This is a genomic window from Streptomyces sp. NBC_01077, from assembly GCF_045162855.1.
Classification (GTDB): Bacteria; Actinomycetota; Actinomycetes; order Streptomycetales; family Streptomycetaceae; genus Streptomyces.
The window spans coordinates 2,033,182-2,051,497 of sequence record NZ_CP108669.1 but is presented as its reverse complement, the minus strand read 5'-3'; the positions used below and the strand labels follow the sequence as shown (position 1 = coordinate 2,051,497).

17 protein-coding genes are annotated in these 18,316 nt (G+C 73.9%); 9 read left to right on the top strand and 8 right to left on the bottom strand.

Annotated elements, in window-relative coordinates; genetic code table 11:
- The first annotated feature begins 15 nt into the window (after positions 1–15).
- Both OG462_RS08985 and OG462_RS08980 read left to right on the top strand, forming a co-directional pair.
- Complete coding sequence (locus OG462_RS08985; protein ID WP_406066441.1) at positions 16–453, top strand: DUF4442 domain-containing protein; 438 nt, start codon at positions 16–18, stop codon at positions 451–453.
- Positions 454–650: 197 nt separating this feature from the next.
- Positions 651–1,304 carry a DedA family protein gene (locus OG462_RS08980; protein WP_406056184.1) on the top strand — a complete coding sequence of 218 codons (654 nt, stop codon included), beginning with the start codon at positions 651–653 and terminating at the stop codon, positions 1,302–1,304.
- Between the two features lie 76 nt (positions 1,305–1,380).
- On the opposite strand, the gene OG462_RS08975 is transcribed toward OG462_RS08980, so the two are convergent.
- Positions 1,381–1,908 (bottom strand): gamma carbonic anhydrase family protein, encoded by a 528-nt coding sequence (locus OG462_RS08975; RefSeq protein ID WP_406056183.1) that lies wholly within the window; start codon positions 1,906–1,908, stop codon positions 1,381–1,383.
- 131 nt (positions 1,909–2,039) lie between these two features.
- Here OG462_RS08975 and OG462_RS08970 point away from each other — a divergent pair, with 131 nt between their 5' ends.
- Positions 2,040–2,786, top strand: coding sequence for an acyltransferase (locus OG462_RS08970; protein ID WP_406056181.1), 747 nt, complete (start codon positions 2,040–2,042; stop codon positions 2,784–2,786).
- Positions 2,787–2,832: 46 nt separating this feature from the next.
- Here the strand turns inward: OG462_RS08970 and OG462_RS08965 are convergent, their stop codons facing one another.
- Entirely contained in the window at positions 2,833–3,696 is an 864-nt protein-coding gene (locus OG462_RS08965) for an EamA family transporter (protein ID WP_406056180.1), read from the bottom strand.
- A gap of 104 nt (positions 3,697–3,800) precedes the next feature.
- Here OG462_RS08965 and OG462_RS08960 point away from each other — a divergent pair, with 104 nt between their 5' ends.
- Both OG462_RS08960 and OG462_RS08955 read left to right on the top strand, forming a co-directional pair.
- Positions 3,801–4,373: a helix-turn-helix domain-containing protein gene (locus tag OG462_RS08960; protein ID WP_406056178.1), complete on the top strand. Its 573-nt coding sequence runs from the start codon at positions 3,801–3,803 to the stop codon at positions 4,371–4,373.
- Between the two features lie 136 nt (positions 4,374–4,509).
- Positions 4,510–5,073: a YbaK/EbsC family protein gene (locus OG462_RS08955; protein WP_406056176.1), complete on the top strand. Its 564-nt coding sequence runs from the start codon at positions 4,510–4,512 to the stop codon at positions 5,071–5,073.
- Positions 5,074–5,088: 15 nt separating this feature from the next.
- Here the strand turns inward: OG462_RS08955 and OG462_RS08950 are convergent, their stop codons facing one another.
- The 3 genes from OG462_RS08950 to OG462_RS08940 form a co-directional block, all read right to left on the bottom strand.
- Positions 5,089–5,529: a CoA-binding protein gene (locus OG462_RS08950; protein WP_406056174.1), complete on the bottom strand. Its 441-nt coding sequence runs from the start codon at positions 5,527–5,529 to the stop codon at positions 5,089–5,091.
- A gap of 79 nt (positions 5,530–5,608) precedes the next feature.
- Complete coding sequence (locus OG462_RS08945) at positions 5,609–7,135, bottom strand: carboxylesterase/lipase family protein (protein ID WP_406056173.1); 1,527 nt, start codon at positions 7,133–7,135, stop codon at positions 5,609–5,611.
- Between the two features lie 31 nt (positions 7,136–7,166).
- Positions 7,167–8,666: a long-chain-fatty-acid--CoA ligase gene (locus OG462_RS08940; protein WP_406056171.1), complete on the bottom strand. Its 1,500-nt coding sequence runs from the start codon at positions 8,664–8,666 to the stop codon at positions 7,167–7,169.
- Between the two features lie 186 nt (positions 8,667–8,852).
- On the opposite strand from OG462_RS08940, the gene OG462_RS08935 reads away from it, so the two are divergent.
- The 4 genes from OG462_RS08935 (at position 8,853) to OG462_RS08920 (ending at position 15,477) form a co-directional block, all read left to right on the top strand.
- A complete protein-coding gene (locus tag OG462_RS08935; RefSeq protein WP_406056169.1) occupies positions 8,853–10,337 on the top strand; it encodes a PucR family transcriptional regulator in 1,485 nt (494 codons plus the stop codon).
- Between the two features lie 100 nt (positions 10,338–10,437).
- Positions 10,438–11,064, top strand: coding sequence for a YigZ family protein (locus tag OG462_RS08930; RefSeq protein WP_406056167.1), 627 nt, complete (start codon positions 10,438–10,440; stop codon positions 11,062–11,064).
- Positions 11,065–11,263: 199 nt separating this feature from the next.
- The gene (locus OG462_RS08925; RefSeq protein WP_406056165.1) at positions 11,264–12,442 is read left to right on the top strand and encodes an exonuclease SbcCD subunit D; all 1,179 of its coding nucleotides are present in this window, start codon (positions 11,264–11,266) and stop codon (positions 12,440–12,442) included.
- The gene (locus tag OG462_RS08920) at positions 12,439–15,477 is read left to right on the top strand and encodes an AAA family ATPase (protein WP_406056163.1); all 3,039 of its coding nucleotides are present in this window, start codon (positions 12,439–12,441) and stop codon (positions 15,475–15,477) included. The genes OG462_RS08925 and OG462_RS08920 overlap by 4 nt, the downstream gene beginning before the upstream one ends.
- A gap of 48 nt (positions 15,478–15,525) precedes the next feature.
- Here the strand turns inward: OG462_RS08920 and OG462_RS08915 are convergent, their stop codons facing one another.
- The 3 genes from OG462_RS08915 to OG462_RS08905 all read right to left on the bottom strand — a co-directional run bounded on the left by OG462_RS08915 (position 15,526) and on the right by OG462_RS08905 (position 18,294).
- Positions 15,526–15,975: an Lrp/AsnC family transcriptional regulator gene (locus OG462_RS08915; protein WP_406056161.1), complete on the bottom strand. Its 450-nt coding sequence runs from the start codon at positions 15,973–15,975 to the stop codon at positions 15,526–15,528.
- Positions 15,976–16,043: 68 nt separating this feature from the next.
- Positions 16,044–17,747, bottom strand: a complete 1,704-nt coding sequence (locus tag OG462_RS08910; RefSeq protein ID WP_406056159.1) for a DUF885 domain-containing protein — start codon at positions 17,745–17,747, stop codon at positions 16,044–16,046.
- 49 nt (positions 17,748–17,796) lie between these two features.
- The gene (locus tag OG462_RS08905) at positions 17,797–18,294 is read right to left on the bottom strand and encodes an Lrp/AsnC family transcriptional regulator (protein WP_406056157.1); all 498 of its coding nucleotides are present in this window, start codon (positions 18,292–18,294) and stop codon (positions 17,797–17,799) included.
- Between the last annotated feature and the right edge of the window lie 22 nt (positions 18,295–18,316).

Here is an 18,316-nt window from a genome sequence, read left to right as displayed (position 1 = left end):
ATGAGCGCAGACCAGATGACCGTCGGCGAGATGCTCGCCGCCACGGTGCCCATGGCCGGAACCCTGAACCTGGAGTTCCTGGAGACCACCGCCGAGCGCGCCGTCGTGCGCCTGCCGGACCAGCCCGCCTACCACAACCACGTCGGCGGCCCGCACGCCGGAGCGATGTTCACGCTCGCCGAGTCCGCCAGCGGCGCCATCGTGCTCGCCGCGTTCGGCGACCAGCTCAGCCGCGCCGTGCCGCTCGCCGTCAAGGCCGAGATCGGCTACAAGAAGCTCGCCATGGGCATCGTCACGGCCACCGCCACCCTGGGCCGTCCGGCCGCCGACGTCGTCGCCGAGCTCGACGCCGGGCAGCGGCCGGAGTTCCCGGTGCGGATCGAGATCACCCGCGAGGACGGCGCCGTGACCGGCGAGATGACCGTCGTCTGGACCCTGCGCCCGAACGCCTGATCCGGGACGCCGCGGACCGCCCCCGTACTCCTTCCCCAAGGTGCGGGGGCGGCCGCGTTCCGGACGGCCGACGTCGAGGGCGGTCCGTCCCGACCGGGTAGGCTGCCCCGGCGTGCCCCGCCGCGGTGCACGCCGGCGCCACGGCCCCCGACCACGGGCCGGGCGCGGCAGGGCAGTCGAAACGGGAGGAAGCCGCGTTGCACGTCCAGGAGTGGCTCGAGACGATCCCCGCGGTGGCCGTCTACGTCCTTGTGGGGGTGGTGATCGGGCTGGAGAGCCTGGGCATCCCGCTGCCCGGCGAGATCGTGCTCGTGAGTTCGGCGCTGCTCGCCTCGCAGCACGGTGACATCAACCCGTACGTGCTGGGCGCCTGCGCCACCGTCGGCGCGATCATCGGTGACTCGATCGGGTACGCGATCGGCCGCAAGGGCGGACGGCCGCTGCTCGCCTGGCTGGGGAGGAAGTTCCCCAAGCACTTCAGCGAGGCCAACATCGGTCTCGCCGAGCGCTCCTTCGAGAAGTGGGGCATGTGGGCGGTCTTCTTCGGCCGCTTCATCGCCCTGCTCCGCATCTTCGCCGGGCCGCTCGCGGGCGTGCTGCACATGCCGTACTGGAAGTTCCTCATCGCCAACGTCTTCGGCGGCATCCTGTGGGCCGGTGGCACGACGGCCGTCATCTACTCGGTCGGCATCGTCGCGGAGGCCTGGCTCAAGCGCTTCTCGTGGCTGGGTCTCGTCCTCGCCGTGCTGATCGGTGTCGCCTCGATGCTGATCATCAAGAACCGTGCGAAGAAGGCGGCGTCGGAGCGGGCCGAGGCCTCCGGGCAGGAGCCGGTCGCGGTCGCGGACTGACCCCTGGCCTGACGTGGAGGAGGGCGGCACCCGTCGACGGGTGCCGCCCTTCCTCGTGTACCGGACGTCGTACGGCTCAGTCCTCGAAGGCCTCGGCGTGACCCTTGGCGAGCAGCAGGTACATCTCGGCGTTCAGCCGGATGCCCGCCTTCTCCTCGTCGGTCAGCGGGCGGCGGACCTTCGCCGGGACGCCCGCGACGAGCGAGCCCGGCGGGATCTCCATGCCCTGCGGGACGAGCGCCTGTGCGGCGACCAGCGAACCGGAGCCGATCCGTGCACCGTTGAGGACGGTCGCGCCCATGCCGACGAGCACGTCGTCCTCGATGACACAGCCGTGCACGGTCGCGTTGTGGCCGACGGTCACGCGGTCACCGATCGAGACGGGGTAGCCGGGGTCGACATGGACCGTGCAGTTGTCCTGGATGTTGGAGTCCTCGCCGACGGCGATGGGCCCGCAGTCCGCGCGCAGCACCGCGTGGTACCAGATGCTGGCGCGGGCGCCGAGCGTCACCTCGCCGAGCACCACGGAGGTCGGGGCGGTGAAGGCGGTCGGGTCGATCTGCGGCTCCTTGCCGCCCACACCCTTGATCAACGCCTCTGTCATGGTTCGCTCCTGATCGTCAGCCGTCATGTCACGCCCGGGGGTGCCCCCGGCCGCAGCCTATGCCGTGCTCATGACGGACATCACAGCGCACCGCACTGATCAGGCACGACGGTGCCGACTACGGTGTCCGGGTGCCCAGGAACAGAAACACGTTCTCATCCCTCGCCGCCTGGCGCCGCCGGATGCTCGCCCGTGCCGTGCAGGGCGGCTGGCGCTGGGTGCAGGAGACCGGCTCCGTCACCGCCGAGCACCCGGGGAAGCTGCGCTTCCGCCGGATCGGTGCCGGTACCCGGCTCGCGTTCCCGCAGGGCACGGTCTTCGGTGAGCGGTGGATCGAGATCGGCGAGTGCTGCATCGTCGCCGAGCAGGTCACGCTGACGGCCGGGATGCTGCCGGGGATCGACCTCGGGGCGGACACGGTGCTGACGCTCGGCGACGGGGTCGTCCTCGGCCGGGGCAGCCATGTGATCGCCGACGCGAAGGTGACCATCGGCTCGGACACCTACTGCGGCCCGTACGTCTACATCACCTCGACCAACCACAGTTACGACGACCCGGACGAGCCGGTCGGCCGTCAGTGGCCCCGCTCGGAGCCGGTCACGATCGGCCCCGGCTGCTGGCTCGGCACGGGCGCGGTGATCCTCCCCGGCGCCCGCCTCGGCCGGAACGTGGTCGTCGCCGCGGGTGCGGTGGTACGCGGTGAGGTGCCGGACCACTCGGTGGTCGCGGGCGCCCCCGCCAAGGTCGTCCGCAGCTGGGACCCGGAGAAGGGCTGGCAGCCGCCGCTGCGGACCCCGGCCCCGGTCCCGATCCCGGACCACGTGACGTCGGAACAGCTCGCGGCGCTCGCCGCGTGGGAGGTCGAGCGGGCGCGCTGAGCCGCCGCGCCCGGCAGGGCACCCCTGGCCCTTCGCGATCAGGGCCTTATCCCGTCGCGAGCAGGACCGTGCCCACCAGGGCGAGGCCCGCGCCCGCCGCCTGGATCGCGCGGAGGCGTTCCTTGAGGACGCCGAAGGCGGCGAGGGCCGTGACCACCGGGTAGAGGCTGGCGAGGACGGCGGCGACGGTGACCGGGCCCTGCTGGGCGGCGATCGCGTACGTGCCGTTCGCGGCGACATCGGCGAGGCCGACGAACGCGAGGGCCGGCAGCGCCGCGCGGATCACCTGCGGACCACCCTCGGGGAGGGCCCGGCCGCCGCGCTTCACCGAGGCGTACAGGGCTCCGCCGCCCACCAGGACGTTGGTGACCCGCTGGACGAACAGGGCGAGGAAGAGGCCGGTGACCGTCGTGGAGGCCTCGGCGATCAGCGCCATCACCGAGCCGAAGCCGAAGGCCGCGACCAGGGTGAGCAGGACCGCCTGGCGCTGTACGGGTGCCCCGCGCAGCTCCGGTCCGCCGGCGAGGACCACGCCGAGGATCGCCACCCCGATCCCGGCGAACTGCACGAGACCCGGCCGGTCGCCGACGAGGAGGCCGACCGAGACGGGGACGACGACGCCGAGCGAGCCGAGCGGCGAGACCACGCCCATCGGGCCCAGCGCGAGTGCCTTGTAGAAGGCGAGCATGGCCGCCGGGCCGACGACGCCCGCCCCGACCGCGTACCAGAGCTGCGGTCCCGCCTCGGTCCACGCGCCGGTGGTGAGGACGACGGCGCCGAGGACGAGGACCGCGAGGAGCTGGGAGACCACGACGACCGTGAGGGCGGGGATCCGGCGCGTCAGGAGCCCGCCGCCGAAGTCGGCGAGGCCCCACAGAAGGCTGGTGGCCAGGGCGAACAGGGCGGTCATGGGTCCTCGCAGTCACGGGCGGCAGTACAGTGCAGTGAACAATCGGGTGCACCCCACCGTAGTTCAGTTTATTGAACTCTGTCATCCAAAATATTGGACGGAATGTGTCGGACCTCGATCAGCTCACGCAGTCGCTCGCACGGAACCTGAAGCGCTGGCGCAAGGAACGGGGACTCACCCTGGACGCCCTCGCCGCACGGGCGGGCGTCAGCCGCGGCATGATCATCCAGATCGAACAGGCCCGGACGAACCCCAGCGTCGGCACCACGGTGAAGCTCGCCGACGCGCTCGGCGTCTCCATCACGACACTGCTCGACTACGAGCAGGGCCCCCAGGTCCGGATCGTCCCGCCGGACCAGGCCGTCCGCATGTGGTCCACCTCCACCGGCAGCCACACCACGCTCCTCGTCGGCACCGAGGCCCGCGGCCCCCTGGAGCTGTGGTCCTGGACCCTCATGCCGGGCGACGGCAGTGCGTCCGACCCGCACCCCGACGGCACGATCGAGCTGCTCAACGTCACGGTGGGAGTCCTCACCCTGGTCGTCGACGGTGAGGAACACACCCTGCCGGCCGGCACCTCCGCCGTGTTCGAGGCCAACACGGCGCACGAGTACCGCAACGACGGCGACGAGCCCGCCGAGATGACGATGGCCGTCTCCATCCCGCCCGTACGCTGACCCGCCCGTCCGCCCCGCCCGTACGCCGACCACTCCGGCGCCGCCCAGCCCGTACGTCGACCCACTCCGACACCGCCCCGCCCGCACGTTGAGACGGGCGGCCGTGCCCCGGGCCGTGGTTGTTAGCGTGAGGCGTATGCGCTCACCCATCGGAGACTTCGACGACGCCCGCCCGGCCCCCGACTGCCTCGACCTGCTGACCGGCCCCGTCGCCGCAGCCGTGCGGGCCTGGACCGGGCCCGTACCGGCCGACCAGCTCGTGTACGTGGACACCGACCCGGCCATCGCCGACACCGCCGTCTTCGTCGAGCACTACGGGCCCGCGCTGCTCGATGCGTCCGCCAACTGCGTGGTCGTCGCGGGCAAGCGCGGCGAGACGACGACCCTCGCCGCGTGCATCGTGAAGTCGGCGACCCGGGTCGACGTCAACGGGGTCGTACGCAAGCATCTCGGCGCCCGCAAGGCCTCGTTCGCGCCGATGGACACCGCGACCGGCGAGACCGGCATGGAGTACGGCGGCATCACCCCCATCGGCCTCCCGGCCGACTGGCCCCTCCTCGTGGACGCCGCCGTGGTCGACACCGAGTGGGTCCTGGTCGGCAGCGGCCGTCGGCGCGGCAAGCTGATCCTGCCGGGGAAGGCCTTCGCCCAACTGCCGGGCGCGATCGTCCTGGAGGGGCTCGGCGTCCCCGTCGCGTGACGGGGACGGGCGTGCTCAGCCCAGACGCGGGATCTCGATCGCGGGGCAGCGGTCCATGATCATGTCCAGGCCCGCCGCGCGCGTGCGCGCGAAGGCGGACTCGTCGATGACGTCCAGCTGGAACCAGACCGCCTTCGCGTCGATCGCGACCGCTTCGTCGGCGATCCCGCCCGCCTGCTCGCTGTTGACGAACACATCGACGACATCGACGGGGAAGGGGATGTCGGCGAGGGACGCGTAGCCCTGCTCGCCATGGACGGTCTCCGCCTTCGGGTGGACCGGGACGATCCGCTTCCCGAAGCGCTGGAGGACGGCCGCCACGCCGTACGCGGCGCGCGCCCGGTTCGTTGACAGGCCGACCACCGCCCATGTGTCGCCCGTGGACGTGAGGATCCGCCGTACCGTCTCGTCCGCGGAGTACCCGGTCGGTCCGGCGGTCGTGGTGTGGACGCTCATCGGTGGTGCTGCCTCTCCTCGGCGTGGCCCGTCATCCTCGTCAACGGGCCGCCCCCTGCCGTGATTCCCGCCGCCGGTCTCAGACGTCCCAGGCGCGCCGTTCGGCCTCCCGCGGGGCCTCGACCAGGGACGGGAGGCCCGGGCCGAAGGTCATCACCGGGCGGGCCGGGTCCCACGGGCGCCAGCCCGGATCGCCCGTCGCGGCGAAGGACACCCAGGCCGCGTGCATCGCCGCCGCAAGGCCGTGTGGCGCGTCCGGGCCCGTCAGGGCGCGGGTCTCCGGCAGGTCGAGCGTGTCGAAGACGAAGCCGAGTTCGAGCGCGTGACAGGCGCCGAGGTCCAGCACGGGGGAGCGCCAGCCGAACTCGTACAGATACGTTCCCGCCCGCGCGCCGGAGAGCAGCCGGGCGTCCGCGAGCCTGTTCAGCGGGATCCTCAGCAGCTTGTCCGTGGCGAGCGCGCCCAGGATCTCGCCAGGTTTCTCCTGCGGACGGCCCGCGCGGTACAGCCGCGCCGTCCGGGACGGCACCTTCGTCTTCCACAACAGGAGCCGCTGGGCCACGGGGCCCACCCGGTCCGTGACCCCGCTCGGCACGAACCACAGCCGGTACTCCTCGGCGGTCGTGCCCATCAGCAGATCCACCTCGGCCGAGGCCCCGTCCGCGAGCGCCTCCGCCGGATCGCGCGGCACCACCTCGCCGTCCACGACGACCTGGAACGAGTGCCCGCCGGTGAGCGGTGACCCCTTGCCGGTCACCTCTGTCTGCGCTTCGAGCAGCAGATCCCGGTCCACGCGCGCGAAGGCCTCCGCAGTGGCCGGCACCTTCAGCCGGGCCGCCACCGCCTCCGTGGTCCGGCGCGCCGTGTCGAGCGGCTGGGCGATCGGGGCCCCGCTCTGCACCACCGCCCGGCGGAACAGCCCCTTCGCGAGCGGCGAGGCGAGCAGCGCGGCGATCGAGATCGCGCCCGCCGACTCGCCGAAGACCGTCACCCGCTCAGGGTCCCCGCCGAAGGCCGCGATGGTGTCCCGTACCCAGGTCAGCGCGGCGATCTGGTCGCGCAGGCCGAGGTTTCCGGGAGCGTCGGGGAAGACCCCGAACCCTTCCACGCCCAGCCGGTAGTTGACCGAGACGAGGACGATCCCGTCCCGGGCGAAGGCGGTGCCGTCGTAGACGGGGACCGCCGCGGAGCCGTGGATCAGCGAACCCCCGTGGATCCAGACCATCACCGGACGTCCGCCGTCCGGCGTCGCGGAACGCGGACCGCCGTCCGGCGTCGTGGACTCCGGTCCGCCCTCCTTCGTCGCGGAATCCGGTCGGTCCCAGGGGGCCCACACGTTCAGGTTCAGACAGTCGTCGCCCGCGATGTCGGGGTCGGGGAGGAGGGCGTCGAGCGGCGGGGCGTACGGGCGTTTCGGCGCCGTCGGACCGAAGGCCGTGGCCTCCCGTACGCCCTCCCAGGGCTCGACCGGTTCGGGCGCCCGGAACCGCAGCGCACCCACCGGGGCCTGCGCGTAGGGCACCCCCAGGAAGGCCGCGACGCCGTCCTTCGCGGAGCCGCGCAGGGCTCCGTACGGAGTCAGGACCTCAGGTCCGTGTTCCACCATCGATGCCACCCTTCCTCGGACCGTCGGAGTATCAGGCCTGCGGCTGTGCCTGCGCCACGAGCGCGCGCTTCAGGATCTTGCCCGTCGGGCCCAGCGGCAGCTCCTCGACGAAGCGCACGATCCGGGGGTACTTGTGGCGGCCGAGCCGCTCCCGCGACCAGTCGACCAGCTCGTCCTCGGAGAGCGGCGCCGCGCCCTCCCGGCGTACGACCACCGCGCACACCTCCTCGCCCTTCGCGTCGTCGGGGACGCCGATCACCGCGACCTCCGAGACCGAGGGGTGGCGCACGAGCACCTCCTCGACCTCGCGCGGGTAGATGTTGAAGCCGCCGCGGATGACCAGGTCCTTCTTCCGGTCCACGATCCGCAGGAAGCCGTCCTCGTCCCGTACGCCCAGGTCACCCGTGCGGAACCAGCCGCCCACGATCGCCGCCGCCGTCGCCTCGGGGTTGTCGAGGTAGCCGGCGAAGACGTTGTGCCCGCGCACCACGACCTCCCCGGTCTCCCCGTCCGCGAGCAGCAGGATCTCGCCTTCCACGGCCGCGTCCGCGATGCCCACCTCGACACCCCAGACCGGGTGCCCGACGGTGCCCGGCCGGCGGCCGATGTGCGGCTGGTTGAAGGTCGCCACCGGCGAGGTCTCCGTCAGGCCGTACCCCTCCAGGACCTGCGTACGGAAGGTCTCCTCGAAGCGCTCCAGGACGGCGACCGGCAGCGCAGCGCCGCCCGACACGGCGGCGCGCAGGGCCTCCGGGCGCACGTCGGAACCGGCCGCCGCCTCCACCAGGGCGTGGTACATCGTCGGTACGCCCATGAAGACCGTCACGCCCTCGTCGGCGAGCACCCGCAGGGCGGCCGGACCGCTGAACCGGGGCATCAGCACGAGCGTCGCGCCCTGCCGGAGCGTGCCGTTCATCGCGCAGGTCTGGCCGTAACTGTGGAAGAGCGGCAGACAGCCGAGGACCACGTCGGCCGCGCCGAGCCCGAGCAGGTCCTGCGAGGTCACGGAGGCGTTCATGACGATGTTGAGATGGGTGAGCAGGGCCCCCTTCGGGCGGCCCGTCGTCCCGCTCGTGTAGAGGATCACCGCGGTGTCCGAGGGGTCCGCCGGCTCGGCGGCGGCCAGGGGCCGCGCCGACGAGGGCGCCCCCTGGAAGGCGCGTACCCCGGCCGCGCGGGCCGCCTCGTCGGCCACCGCCCACAGCGGCCCGCCGCTCACGATGCCCACCGCGCCGCTGTGCTCCAGGACGTACCGCACCTCGTCGGCGACGAGCAGCGCGTGCACCGGGACGACCGTCGCGCCGGCCGCGAGCGCCCCGTAGTACACCCGCAGGAACTCGATCGTGTTCGGCAGCAGTACGGCGAGCCGGTCGCCCGGCTTCACCCCGGCCTCGCGCAGCCCGGCGGCGCAGCGCAGCGCCTCCGTCCACAGCTCGCCGTAGGTGAGCCGGGTCGCGCCCTCCACGACCGCGATCCGGTCGGGGAAGTGGCGGGCGGACTCGCCCAGGACGCCGGCGACGCTCAGTGACATGACACGCTCCAGGTACGCGGAGTCAACAGCTCTGTTGACGATCGGTGACACGGCACAGAATCCGTCGCGACCCCGTCCGGAAGCCATGTGCAGGTGCCCACCATGTGACCCGCCGAGCTGGGCAGCGGCCCCGCCGTCCCGCCCGGCCCGTGGCATTCGCCAAATTCCGGCGCTACGGTGCGAGCCATGACGCACAGCTCGGCCGCACCCGGCGAACCCCCGGGGGCGCGCTCCGGCGGAAGCCGCACCTCCCCGGGTCGCGCGGGCGGCTCCGGCGCACCCCGGGGCGGCTCCGGCGGACCGCGCACCCCCCTTTCCGGCTCCGGCGGGCCCCACATCCCTCAGACCGGCTCCGGTGGAGTCCACACCCCGCTGAGCGGGACCGGTGGCTCCGGTGCGCTGCGCCGTGCCCTCGCCACGGCGATGCTCGTCGACATCGACCGGCTCACCGACCGCGCCGTCGACGACATCCGCGCCCACTCCGGCACGTACGCCTCCGGCGCGCCCGTCACCCGCGAGGACCTCTGGGAGATCTGCCGGGACAACCTGCTGCGGGCGCTGGAGGACTTCGGCGGCCTCGCCGCGACCGGCGGCGACTTCGAGTGGGCGGCCCGCGAGACCGGCCGCCGCCGCGCCGAGCAAGGGGTGCCGCTCGACACCGTGCTCCAGGCCTACCGGCGCGGCGGCCGGGTCCTCTGGCAGGTCATGGCCGAGTACCTCCGGGTGCGGGCCGGGCGCGAGTCCGACAGCCGGGACATCGAGCTCGACATGGCGAGCGGCGTCTGGGAGACCATCGACCGCTACTCGGTCGCGATGGCCGACGCGTACCGGATCGCCCAGCTGGAACTCCAGAGCCGCCAGGACACCCGGCGCGTCGCCCTCTTCGAGGCGCTGCTCGACGGGCGCGCCGACGACCCCGCCGTCGCCTCGGCCGCCGCGGCCGCGCTGGGCGTCCCCGCGGTCGACCGCTACGTCGTCGTGGTCGCCGCCCAGGATCCGGCCGCCCCGCCGCACCCGGCGCCGGTCCTGGAGGCCCAGGGCATGTGGTCGTACTGGCGGCCCCGCTCCGGCCGGTACGCCGGGATCGTCCGGCTGCCCCGCCGCGACGCGCCCGCCGGGCGGTCCACGGCGGCCGCCCCGTGCGGCGGAGCCGACCCGGCCACGCGCGCGCTCCTCGCGGCCCTGCGCGAGCGGACCGGGGCGACCGCGGGCGTCTCGCCGGAGTTCGAGCGTCTCTCCCAGGCGGGACGCGCCCTGCGACTCGCGGAGCAGACCCTCCGTACCCTTCCCGCGGGCAGCGGCGAGGTCGGCGTCTTCGACGACCGGCTGGCCCAGGTGCTGCTCAGCGGGCGCACCGACATCGCCGAGCGCATCGTCACCGTCCACCTCGGCCCGGTGCTCGCCACGGGCGGCGAGCGGGCCGCGCTCCTCACCACCCTCCGTGCCTGGCTCGACCACGGCTGCTCGGCCTCCCGGGCCGCCGACCAGCTCTACTGCCATCGCAACACCGTCCTCAACCGCATCGGCCGCATCTCCGAGCTCACCGGCCGCTCCAGCGAGTCGGGCGAGGCCCGCCTCGGCTGGGCCCTGGCCCTGCGCGCCCTGCCCTACGCCGGCCTCGCGACCCCGCCCGAACCGGCCGCCGGGGAACGCGAGGCGGAGGGGACGTAGGGGGTTGCCCGGCGGATCGTGCCCGGGCCGCCGGACACCCCTGGCGCTCCCGGAGCGGCCGGCGGAGAGGGCGGGGCCGGGCGGAACGTAGGCTGGCCGGATGCAGGAGCAGTACCGCACGCTGGCCCGCGAGGGTGTGCACGAGACCGAGATCAACCGCTCGCGCTTCCTCTGCGCGCTCGCGCCCGTCGCCGACGAGCGGGAGGCGCAGGAGTTCGTCGCGCGCATCCGCAAGGAGCACCCGACCGCCACCCACAACTGCTTCGCGTACGTCCTCGGCGCCGACGCGTCCGTCCAGAAGGCGAGCGACGACGGCGAGCCGGGCGGCACGGCCGGCGTCCCGATGCTGCAGATGCTCCTGCGTCGCGAGATGCGGTACGTCGCCGCCGTCGTCACCCGCTACTACGGCGGCGTGAAGCTCGGTGCGGGCGGCCTCATCCGCGCGTACGGCGGGGTGGTCGGCGAGGCCCTCGACGCGCTCGGCACAGTGACCCGGCAGCGCTTCCGGCTCGCCACCGTCACCGTCGACCACCAGCGCGCGGGCAAGCTGGAGAACGACCTGCGGGCGACCGGGCGGGCCGTCCGTGACGTGCGCTACACCGACGCCGTCACCATCGAGATCGGCCTCCCGGACTCGGACGTCCCCGCCTTCCGCGCCTGGCTCGCGGACGCCACGGCGGGCACGGCCTCGCTCGAACTGGGCGGCGAGGCGTACGGGGACGCCTGACGGGTGAACACATGACGGGCGAGGCCCGACCGGCACCCTCCGTCCGGCGCGCCCGAACCTCCGACCGCGCAGCCCGTACCGCCCCCGACGGCCCGTCCCGTACGGCCCCGACCACACCCCCCGGCGGGATAGCGTGGTGGGCGCACACGTACGGGAACCAGCGGCGAGGAGCGACGCACATGCGGGGTGGGACGGCATCGTGAGGCTCCTGCACACCTCGGACTGGCATCTCGGCCGGTCCTTCCACCGTGTCGGCCTCCTCGACGCACAGGCCGCCTTCCTCGACCACCTCGTGGCGACCGTCCACGCGCACGAGGTCGACGCGGTCCTCGTCGCCGGTGACGTCTACGACCGGGCCGTGCCCCCGCTGCCCGCCGTCGAGCTGTTCGACAGAGCCCTGCACCGGCTCGCCGAGGCCGGGGTGCCCACCGTCATGATCTCCGGCAACCACGACTCGGCCCGCCGCCTCGGCGTCGGCGCCGGACTCATGGAGCGCGCCGGTATCCATCTCCGTACCGACCCGGCCGGCATCGGCACCCCCGTCGTCCTCACCGACGACCACGGCGACGTCGCCCTCTACGGCCTGCCCTACCTCGAACCGGCCCTCGTCCGGGAACGGCTCGGCGCCGAGAAGGCCGGCCACGAGGCCGTCCTCGCCGCCGCCATGGACCGGGTCCGCGCCGACCTCGCAGGCCGGGCCGCCGGCACCCGTTCCGTCGTCCTCGCCCATGCCTTCGTCGCCGGGGGCGCGCCCAGCGACAGCGAGCGGGACATCACCGTCGGCGGCGTCGCCGCCGTCCCCACCGGGATCTTCGACGGCGTCGACTACGTGGCCCTCGGCCACCTCCACGGCAGCCAGACCGTCACCCCGCGCGTGCGCTACTCCGGCTCCCCTCTCGCGTACTCCTTCTCCGAGGCCGACCACCGCAAGACCATGTGGCTCGTCGACCTGGGCCCGACCGGTCCCGACGGGGCGATCACCGGCGCCGAGCGGCTCGACTGCCCCGTCCCGCGCCCCCTCGCCCGGATCAGGGGGCGGCTCGACGACCTCCTCGACGACCCCGCGCTCACGCCCCATGAGCAGTCGTGGGTCGAGGCCACGCTCACCGACCCCGTGCGCCCCGCCGAGCCGATGGCCCGGCTCACCGCACGCTTCCCCCACACCCTGAACCTGGTCTTCGACCCCGAGCGCACCGGGGACGACCCGGACGCCTCCTACGCCCAGCGGCTCCGGGACCGCACCGACCAGCAGATCGCGGAGGACTTCGTGGCCCACGTCCGCGGCGGCTCGGCCCTCGACGGGCCCGAGCGGACGGTCCTGTACGGCGCCTTCGACGACGTACGGGTCGACACGGCCGAGCGCGAGGTGGGCCGGTGAGGCTGCACCGCCTGGAGATCACCGCGTTCGGCCCCTTCGGCGGCACGCAGACCGTCGACTTCGACGCCCTGTCCTCCGCCGGGCTCTTCCTCCTCCACGGGCCGACCGGCGCCGGCAAGACCTCCGTCCTCGACGCGGTCTGCTTCGCCCTGTACGGAAGCGTGCCCGGCGTCCGCCAGACCCCCGGCGCCTCCCTGCGCAGCGACCACGCCCCCGTCGGCACGTCCACCGAGGTCGTCCTCGAACTGACCGTGGGGGAGCGGCGCCTGGAGATCACCCGGCGCCCGGCCCAGCAGCGCCCCAAGAAGCGCGGCGGCGGCTTCACCACCGAGAAGGCCCAGACCTGGCTGCGCGAGTACGACCCCGCCACGCGCGCGTGGAACGGCCTGAGCCGCTCCCACCAGGAGATAGGGGAGGAGATCACCCAGCTCGTCGGCATGAGCCGCGAGCAGTTCTGCCAGGTCGTCCTCCTCCCGCAGGGCGACTTCGCCCGCTTCCTGCGCGCCGACGCCGAGGCCCGGGGCAAGCTCCTCGGCCGCCTCTTCGACACCCGCCGCTTCGCCGCCGTGGAGGAGCGCCTCGCCGAACTGCGGCGTGCCGCACAGCAGCAGGTCGAGGAGGGCGACGAGCGCCTTCTCGCCCTCGCCCACCGGATGGGCCAGGCCGCCGGGGGCCTCGCCGTCGCCCGTACCTCCGTCGAGGGGCGGCCCGGCGACCCCGGCGTCGCCGACGCGGTGCTCGGCTGGGCCGCCGTCGCCCGTACGGAGGCCCGCGAAACACTCGACATCGCGCGCGTACGGCTCGACGCGGCCGAGTCCCGGCAGGCCGCGGCGCGCGCCACGCTCGACGCCGAGAACGACCTGGCCGCACGCCAGGCCCGACACGCCGACGCGCTCCTGCGCCACGAGCGGCTCACCGCCCACACCCCCGAGCGCGACCGCCTCCAGGCCGCCCTCGACCGCAGCCTGAAGGCGGACCGGGTGGCCCCCGCGCTCGGACTGCGCCAGGACGCCGAGCGCGAGCACGCCACCGCGTACGCCGCCCGCGCACGCTCCCGCGCCCAGCTGCCCCCCGACCTCGCCGACGCCGGGGCCGAGCACCTCTCCGCCCTCGAACACCGGCTGCGCGAGGACCTCGGCGGCCTGGAGGCGGCCCGCCGCGCCGAGCGCCGCGCCGCCACGATCGGTGACGAACGTGCCGTCCTCGCGCGCGAGGCACGCGCCGACGACGACGTCCTTCGCGACACCGCCGACTGGCTCGCCGGCTGGGAACCGCGCCGCGCCGCGCTCACCGAGCACGTCGAGGCCGCCCGGGACGCCGCTGCCCGCGCCGAACACCTCGCCGGCCGCCTCGACCCCGCCCGGCGCCGGCTCTACGCGGCCCGCCGCCGTGACACCCTCGCCGAGGACACCCGCGCGGCGGAGGCGCGCCTCGCGGACGCCCGCGAGCGCCGGAACACCGCCCACGAGAGCTGGCTCGACGTCAAGTCCCGCCGCCTGGAGGGCATCGCCGCCGAACTCGCGGTCACCCTCGCCCCGGGCGACCCCTGCCAGGTCTGCGGCTCCACCGCCCACCCGGCACCCGCCCGCACCACCGCCGATCATGTCGACCGCGCCACGGAGGACGCCGCCTATGCCGCCTACACCGGCGCGGAGGAGGCCCGTACGGCCGCCGAGCGCGAACTGGCCGTCACCCACGAGTCCTGGTCCACGGCCCGGGCCGAGGTCCTGGCGGGCGCCCCGACCGGTTCACCCGAGCCGACGGCCGACGAACTGGCCCTTGAGGTCGAGGAGTTGACCCGCCTCCACGCCGAGGCGCGCGCGCTCGCCGGACAGACCCACAGCGCGCGGGAGACGCTCGCGCGGGCCGAGCGGGAGTACGAGGAGCGGGTCGGCGCGCAGCGGGAGGCCGAGCGGCGGGTCGCCGCGCGGACCTCGCGGCGCGAGGCCCTGGACCGCGAACAGGCCGCGCTCGACGAGGAACTCACCCGGGGGCGCGGCGCGTTCGCCACCGTGGCCGAACACGCCACCCTCCTCGAACGGCGGATCGCCCTCCTGGTCGACGCCACCGGGACCGTACGTACCGCCGAACTCGCCGCCCAGCGCCTCAAGGAGGCCGACGACCGGCTCGCGGACGCCGCCTACCGCGCGGGCTTCGCCACCCCTGCCGAGGCGTCTGCCGCGCTCCTCCGTGAGGGCGAGCGCCGGGACCACCAGCAGCGCGTGGACGCCTGGCAGGCCGAGGCCGCCGCCGTCGCGGACCGGCTCGCCGAGCCCGGCACCGCGGCCGCCGCCGCTCTTCCGCCCGCCGACCCCGCGGCGGCGTCCGCCGCCCACGCGGCGGCCGAACGCGCGCTCCGCGAGGCCGATTCGGCCCTGGCCGCCGCCCGGGAACGGGCCACCGCCCTCGCCGGGATCTCCCGGCAGGCCCTCACCGAGGTCCGCCGCCTCGGCCCGCTGCGCGAGGAGTACGACAGGGTGGCCCGCCTCGCCGCCCTCACCGCCGGCACCTCGGCCGAGAACGAGCGCCGGATGCGCCTGGAGTCGTACGTCCTGGCCGCCCGTCTCGAACAGGTCGCGGCCGCCGCGACCGCCCGCCTCCAGCGGATGTCCTCCGGCCGCTACACCCTCGTCCACTCCGACGCGCGCTCCGGCGGCAAGCGGGCCGGCCTCGGCCTGCACGTCGTCGACGCCTGGACCGGCAACGAGCGCGACACGGCCACGCTCTCCGGTGGCGAGACCTTCTTCGCCTCCCTCGCCCTCGCCCTCGGTCTCGCCGATGTCGTCACGGACGAGGCGGGCGGCGTACGGCTCGACACCCTCTTCATCGACGAGGGCTTCGGCAGCCTCGACGAGCAGACGCTCGACGAGGTCCTCGACGTCCTCGACTCGCTGCGCGAGCGCGACCGCAGCGTCGGCATCGTCAGCCACGTCGGCGACCTGCGCCGCCGGATCCCGGCCCAGCTGGAGCTCGTCAAGGCGCGGCACGGCTCGACGGTACGGCTGCGCACCGGCGGGGACGCGCTCGGCGGCTGAGACCCGAGGGGCCCGAGCTCAGTGGCCGAGGCCCGTGCGGCGCGGCACTCAGCGGCTGAGGGAACGCCGGGGGAGCGGCGAGGAGTAGACCACGCTGGTGGTCACCGAGCCGAGCGTGGCGATCTTCCCGGAGATCGCCTCCAGGTGCTTCATGGAACGCGCGGCGACCTTGAGGACGAAGCAGTCGTCGCCGGTGACGTGGTGCGCCTCCAGGACCTCCGGCGTGGTCCCGAGCAGGTCGTGGAACGGCTTGTAGTTGCCGTGCGGATAGCGGAGCCGTACGAACGCGAGGATCGGCAGCCCGAGCCGGTCCTGGTCGACGATCGCCGTGTATCCGGTGATCACCCCCGCCTCCTCCAGGCGCCGCACCCGCTCGGTCACCGCGGACGGCGACATCGACACCGTACGGGCGAGCTCGGCGAAGCTGGCGCGGCCCTCGGACTGGAGGGCTTCGAGGATGCGCCAGTCGGTGGCGTCGGGGGTGTACTCGGAGGTCATGAACGACAGATAGCAGGGGATTCCCCGGTCGATCAAGTGATCGGCCGGGGAATCTCATCCCCGACGCGTCAGAGGCGCGAGAGCTCGTCGACCAGGTCGTCGAGGCCCAGCGGCCCCTGCGAGAGGGCCGCCATGTGCCAGGCCTTCGCGTCGAACGCGTCGCCGTGCGCCGCCCGCGCGTTGGCGCGGCCGAGCAGCCAGGCACGCTCGCCCAGCTTGTAGCCGATGGCCTGGCCCGGCATCGACAGATAGCGGGTCATCTCGCTCTCGACGAAGGACGGCGGGCGGCTGCTGTGCCGCTGGAAGAACTCCTGGGCGAGCTCGGGCGTCCACCGCTCGCCCGGGTGGAACGGCGAGTCCGCCGGGATCTCCAGACCCAGGTGCATGCCGATGTCCACGATCACCCGACACGCGCGCATCATCTGCCCGTCGAGGTAGCCGAGACGCCGCTCCGCGTCGGGCAGGAAGCCGAGTTCGTCCATGAGGCGCTCCGCGTAGAGCGCCCAGCCCTCGGAGTTGGCGCTGACCTTGCCGATGGTCGCCTGGTAGCGGGAGAGGCGGTCGGCGACGTGCACCCACTGCGCGATCTGGAGGTGGTGGCCGGGGACGCCCTCGTGGTACCAGGTCGACACCAGGTCGTAGACCGGGAAGCGGGTCGTGCCGTCCACCGGGAGCCAGGTGCGGCCGGGGCGCGAGAAGTCCTCGGACGGGCCGGTGTAGTACGGCGCGGCGGCGCCGCCCGGCGGGGCGATACGGGACTCCACCCGCCGTACGCGGTCGGCGAGTTCGAAGTGGGTGCCGTCGAGGGCCTCGATGGCCTCGTCCATGAGTTCCTGGAGCCAGACCCGGACCTCCTCCACCCCTTCGATGTGGGTGCCGTGCTCGTCGAGGTGGGCGAGCGCCTCCCAGGGGTCGGAGCCCGGCAGGATCCGCTCGGCCTCGGCCCGCATCTCGCCGAGCAGCCGGTGGTACTCGGCCCAGCCGTACGCGTACGCCTGGTCGAGGTCCAGGTCGGTGCCGTTGAAGAAGCGGGTCCAGCGCTGGTAGCGCTCGCGGCCCACCGTGTCCGGGGCGTCCGCGACGGCCGGGGCGTACGCGTCCCGCATCCAGTCCCGCAGCGCCGTGACGCCTTCCGTGGCGCCCCGGCCCGCCTTCGCGAGCTCGGCGCGCAGGTCCTCGGGCAGCGTGGCGGGGGCCGCGGCGGCGAACTCCTCGAACCAGCCCGGCTTTCCGCTCTCCGCACCCGCCCACTCCGTGAGCTGGTCGACGAAGGTGGCGGTGGGGCGCGGCCCGCCGAAGAGCTTGCGCTCGAGGCCGAGCGCGAGCGAGGAACGGTAGCCCTCCAGGGCGGCCGGGACCGCGCGCAGCCGGGCGGCGACCGCCACCCAGTCCTCCTCGGTATCCGTCGGCGTCACGGTGAACACGATGCGGACGCTGTGCGCGGGCGAGCGCATGTTGCTGACCGCACAGAGACCCTCCTCGGCCTCGTACACGGCGAGTTCCGCCGTCAGGCGCTCCCGCAGCAGACGGGCGCACCGCCGCTCGGCCTCGCTGTCCGCGCCCGGGGAGCGCTCCGCCTCGTCGAGCCGGGCGAGCGTACGGCGGGCGAGGTCGGCCACGGCCCGCTGGCCGGCCGGCGAGAAGTCGGGCAGCAGTCCGGCGCTCTCCTTGACTCCCAGGTACGTACCGGTGATCGGGTCGAGGGCGATGAGTGCGTCGACGTGTTCGTCGGCGACCTGGCGGGGCAGCGGGCTGCTGGAAGTCTCTGGCATGGGGGTCATCCTGGCGCCTCCGGCGGGCCCGCGTCACCCTCGTCAGGGTTCAGTCGGCTGACAAGGAGGGGCTCGAAGAGGGCGGGAGAAGTGGGCCGCACTCCCACTGCTGGAAGATCAGCCGGGTCTCGACGCGTGCCACCTCGCGGCGTGAGGTGAACTCGTCGAGTACGAGTCGTTGCAGGTCGGCGGGGTCCGCGACGGCCACGTGCACCAGGTAGTCGTCGGGTCCCGTCAGGTGGAAGAGCGCCCGGGACTCCGGCAGGGCCCGGATCCGGTCGACGAACGGACCGATGAGTTCCCGCCGGTGCGGCCGGACCTGGACGAGAAGGAGTGCTTCAAGCCCTCGGCCGAGTTTGGCCGGATCTAGTCGTAGCTGGTGTCCGAGGATCACACCCGTGCGGCGGAGACGCGCCACCCGGTCCAGGCAGGTGGAGGGTGCCACTCCGACCTCGGCGGCGAGCTCACGGTAGGTGGTCCGGGCGTCGTTCTGCAGGAGGCGAAGAATGTGCAGATCGACCGCGTCCAGTACGACAGAATCGGCCATCTGGCGAACGTAGCACGGCGAT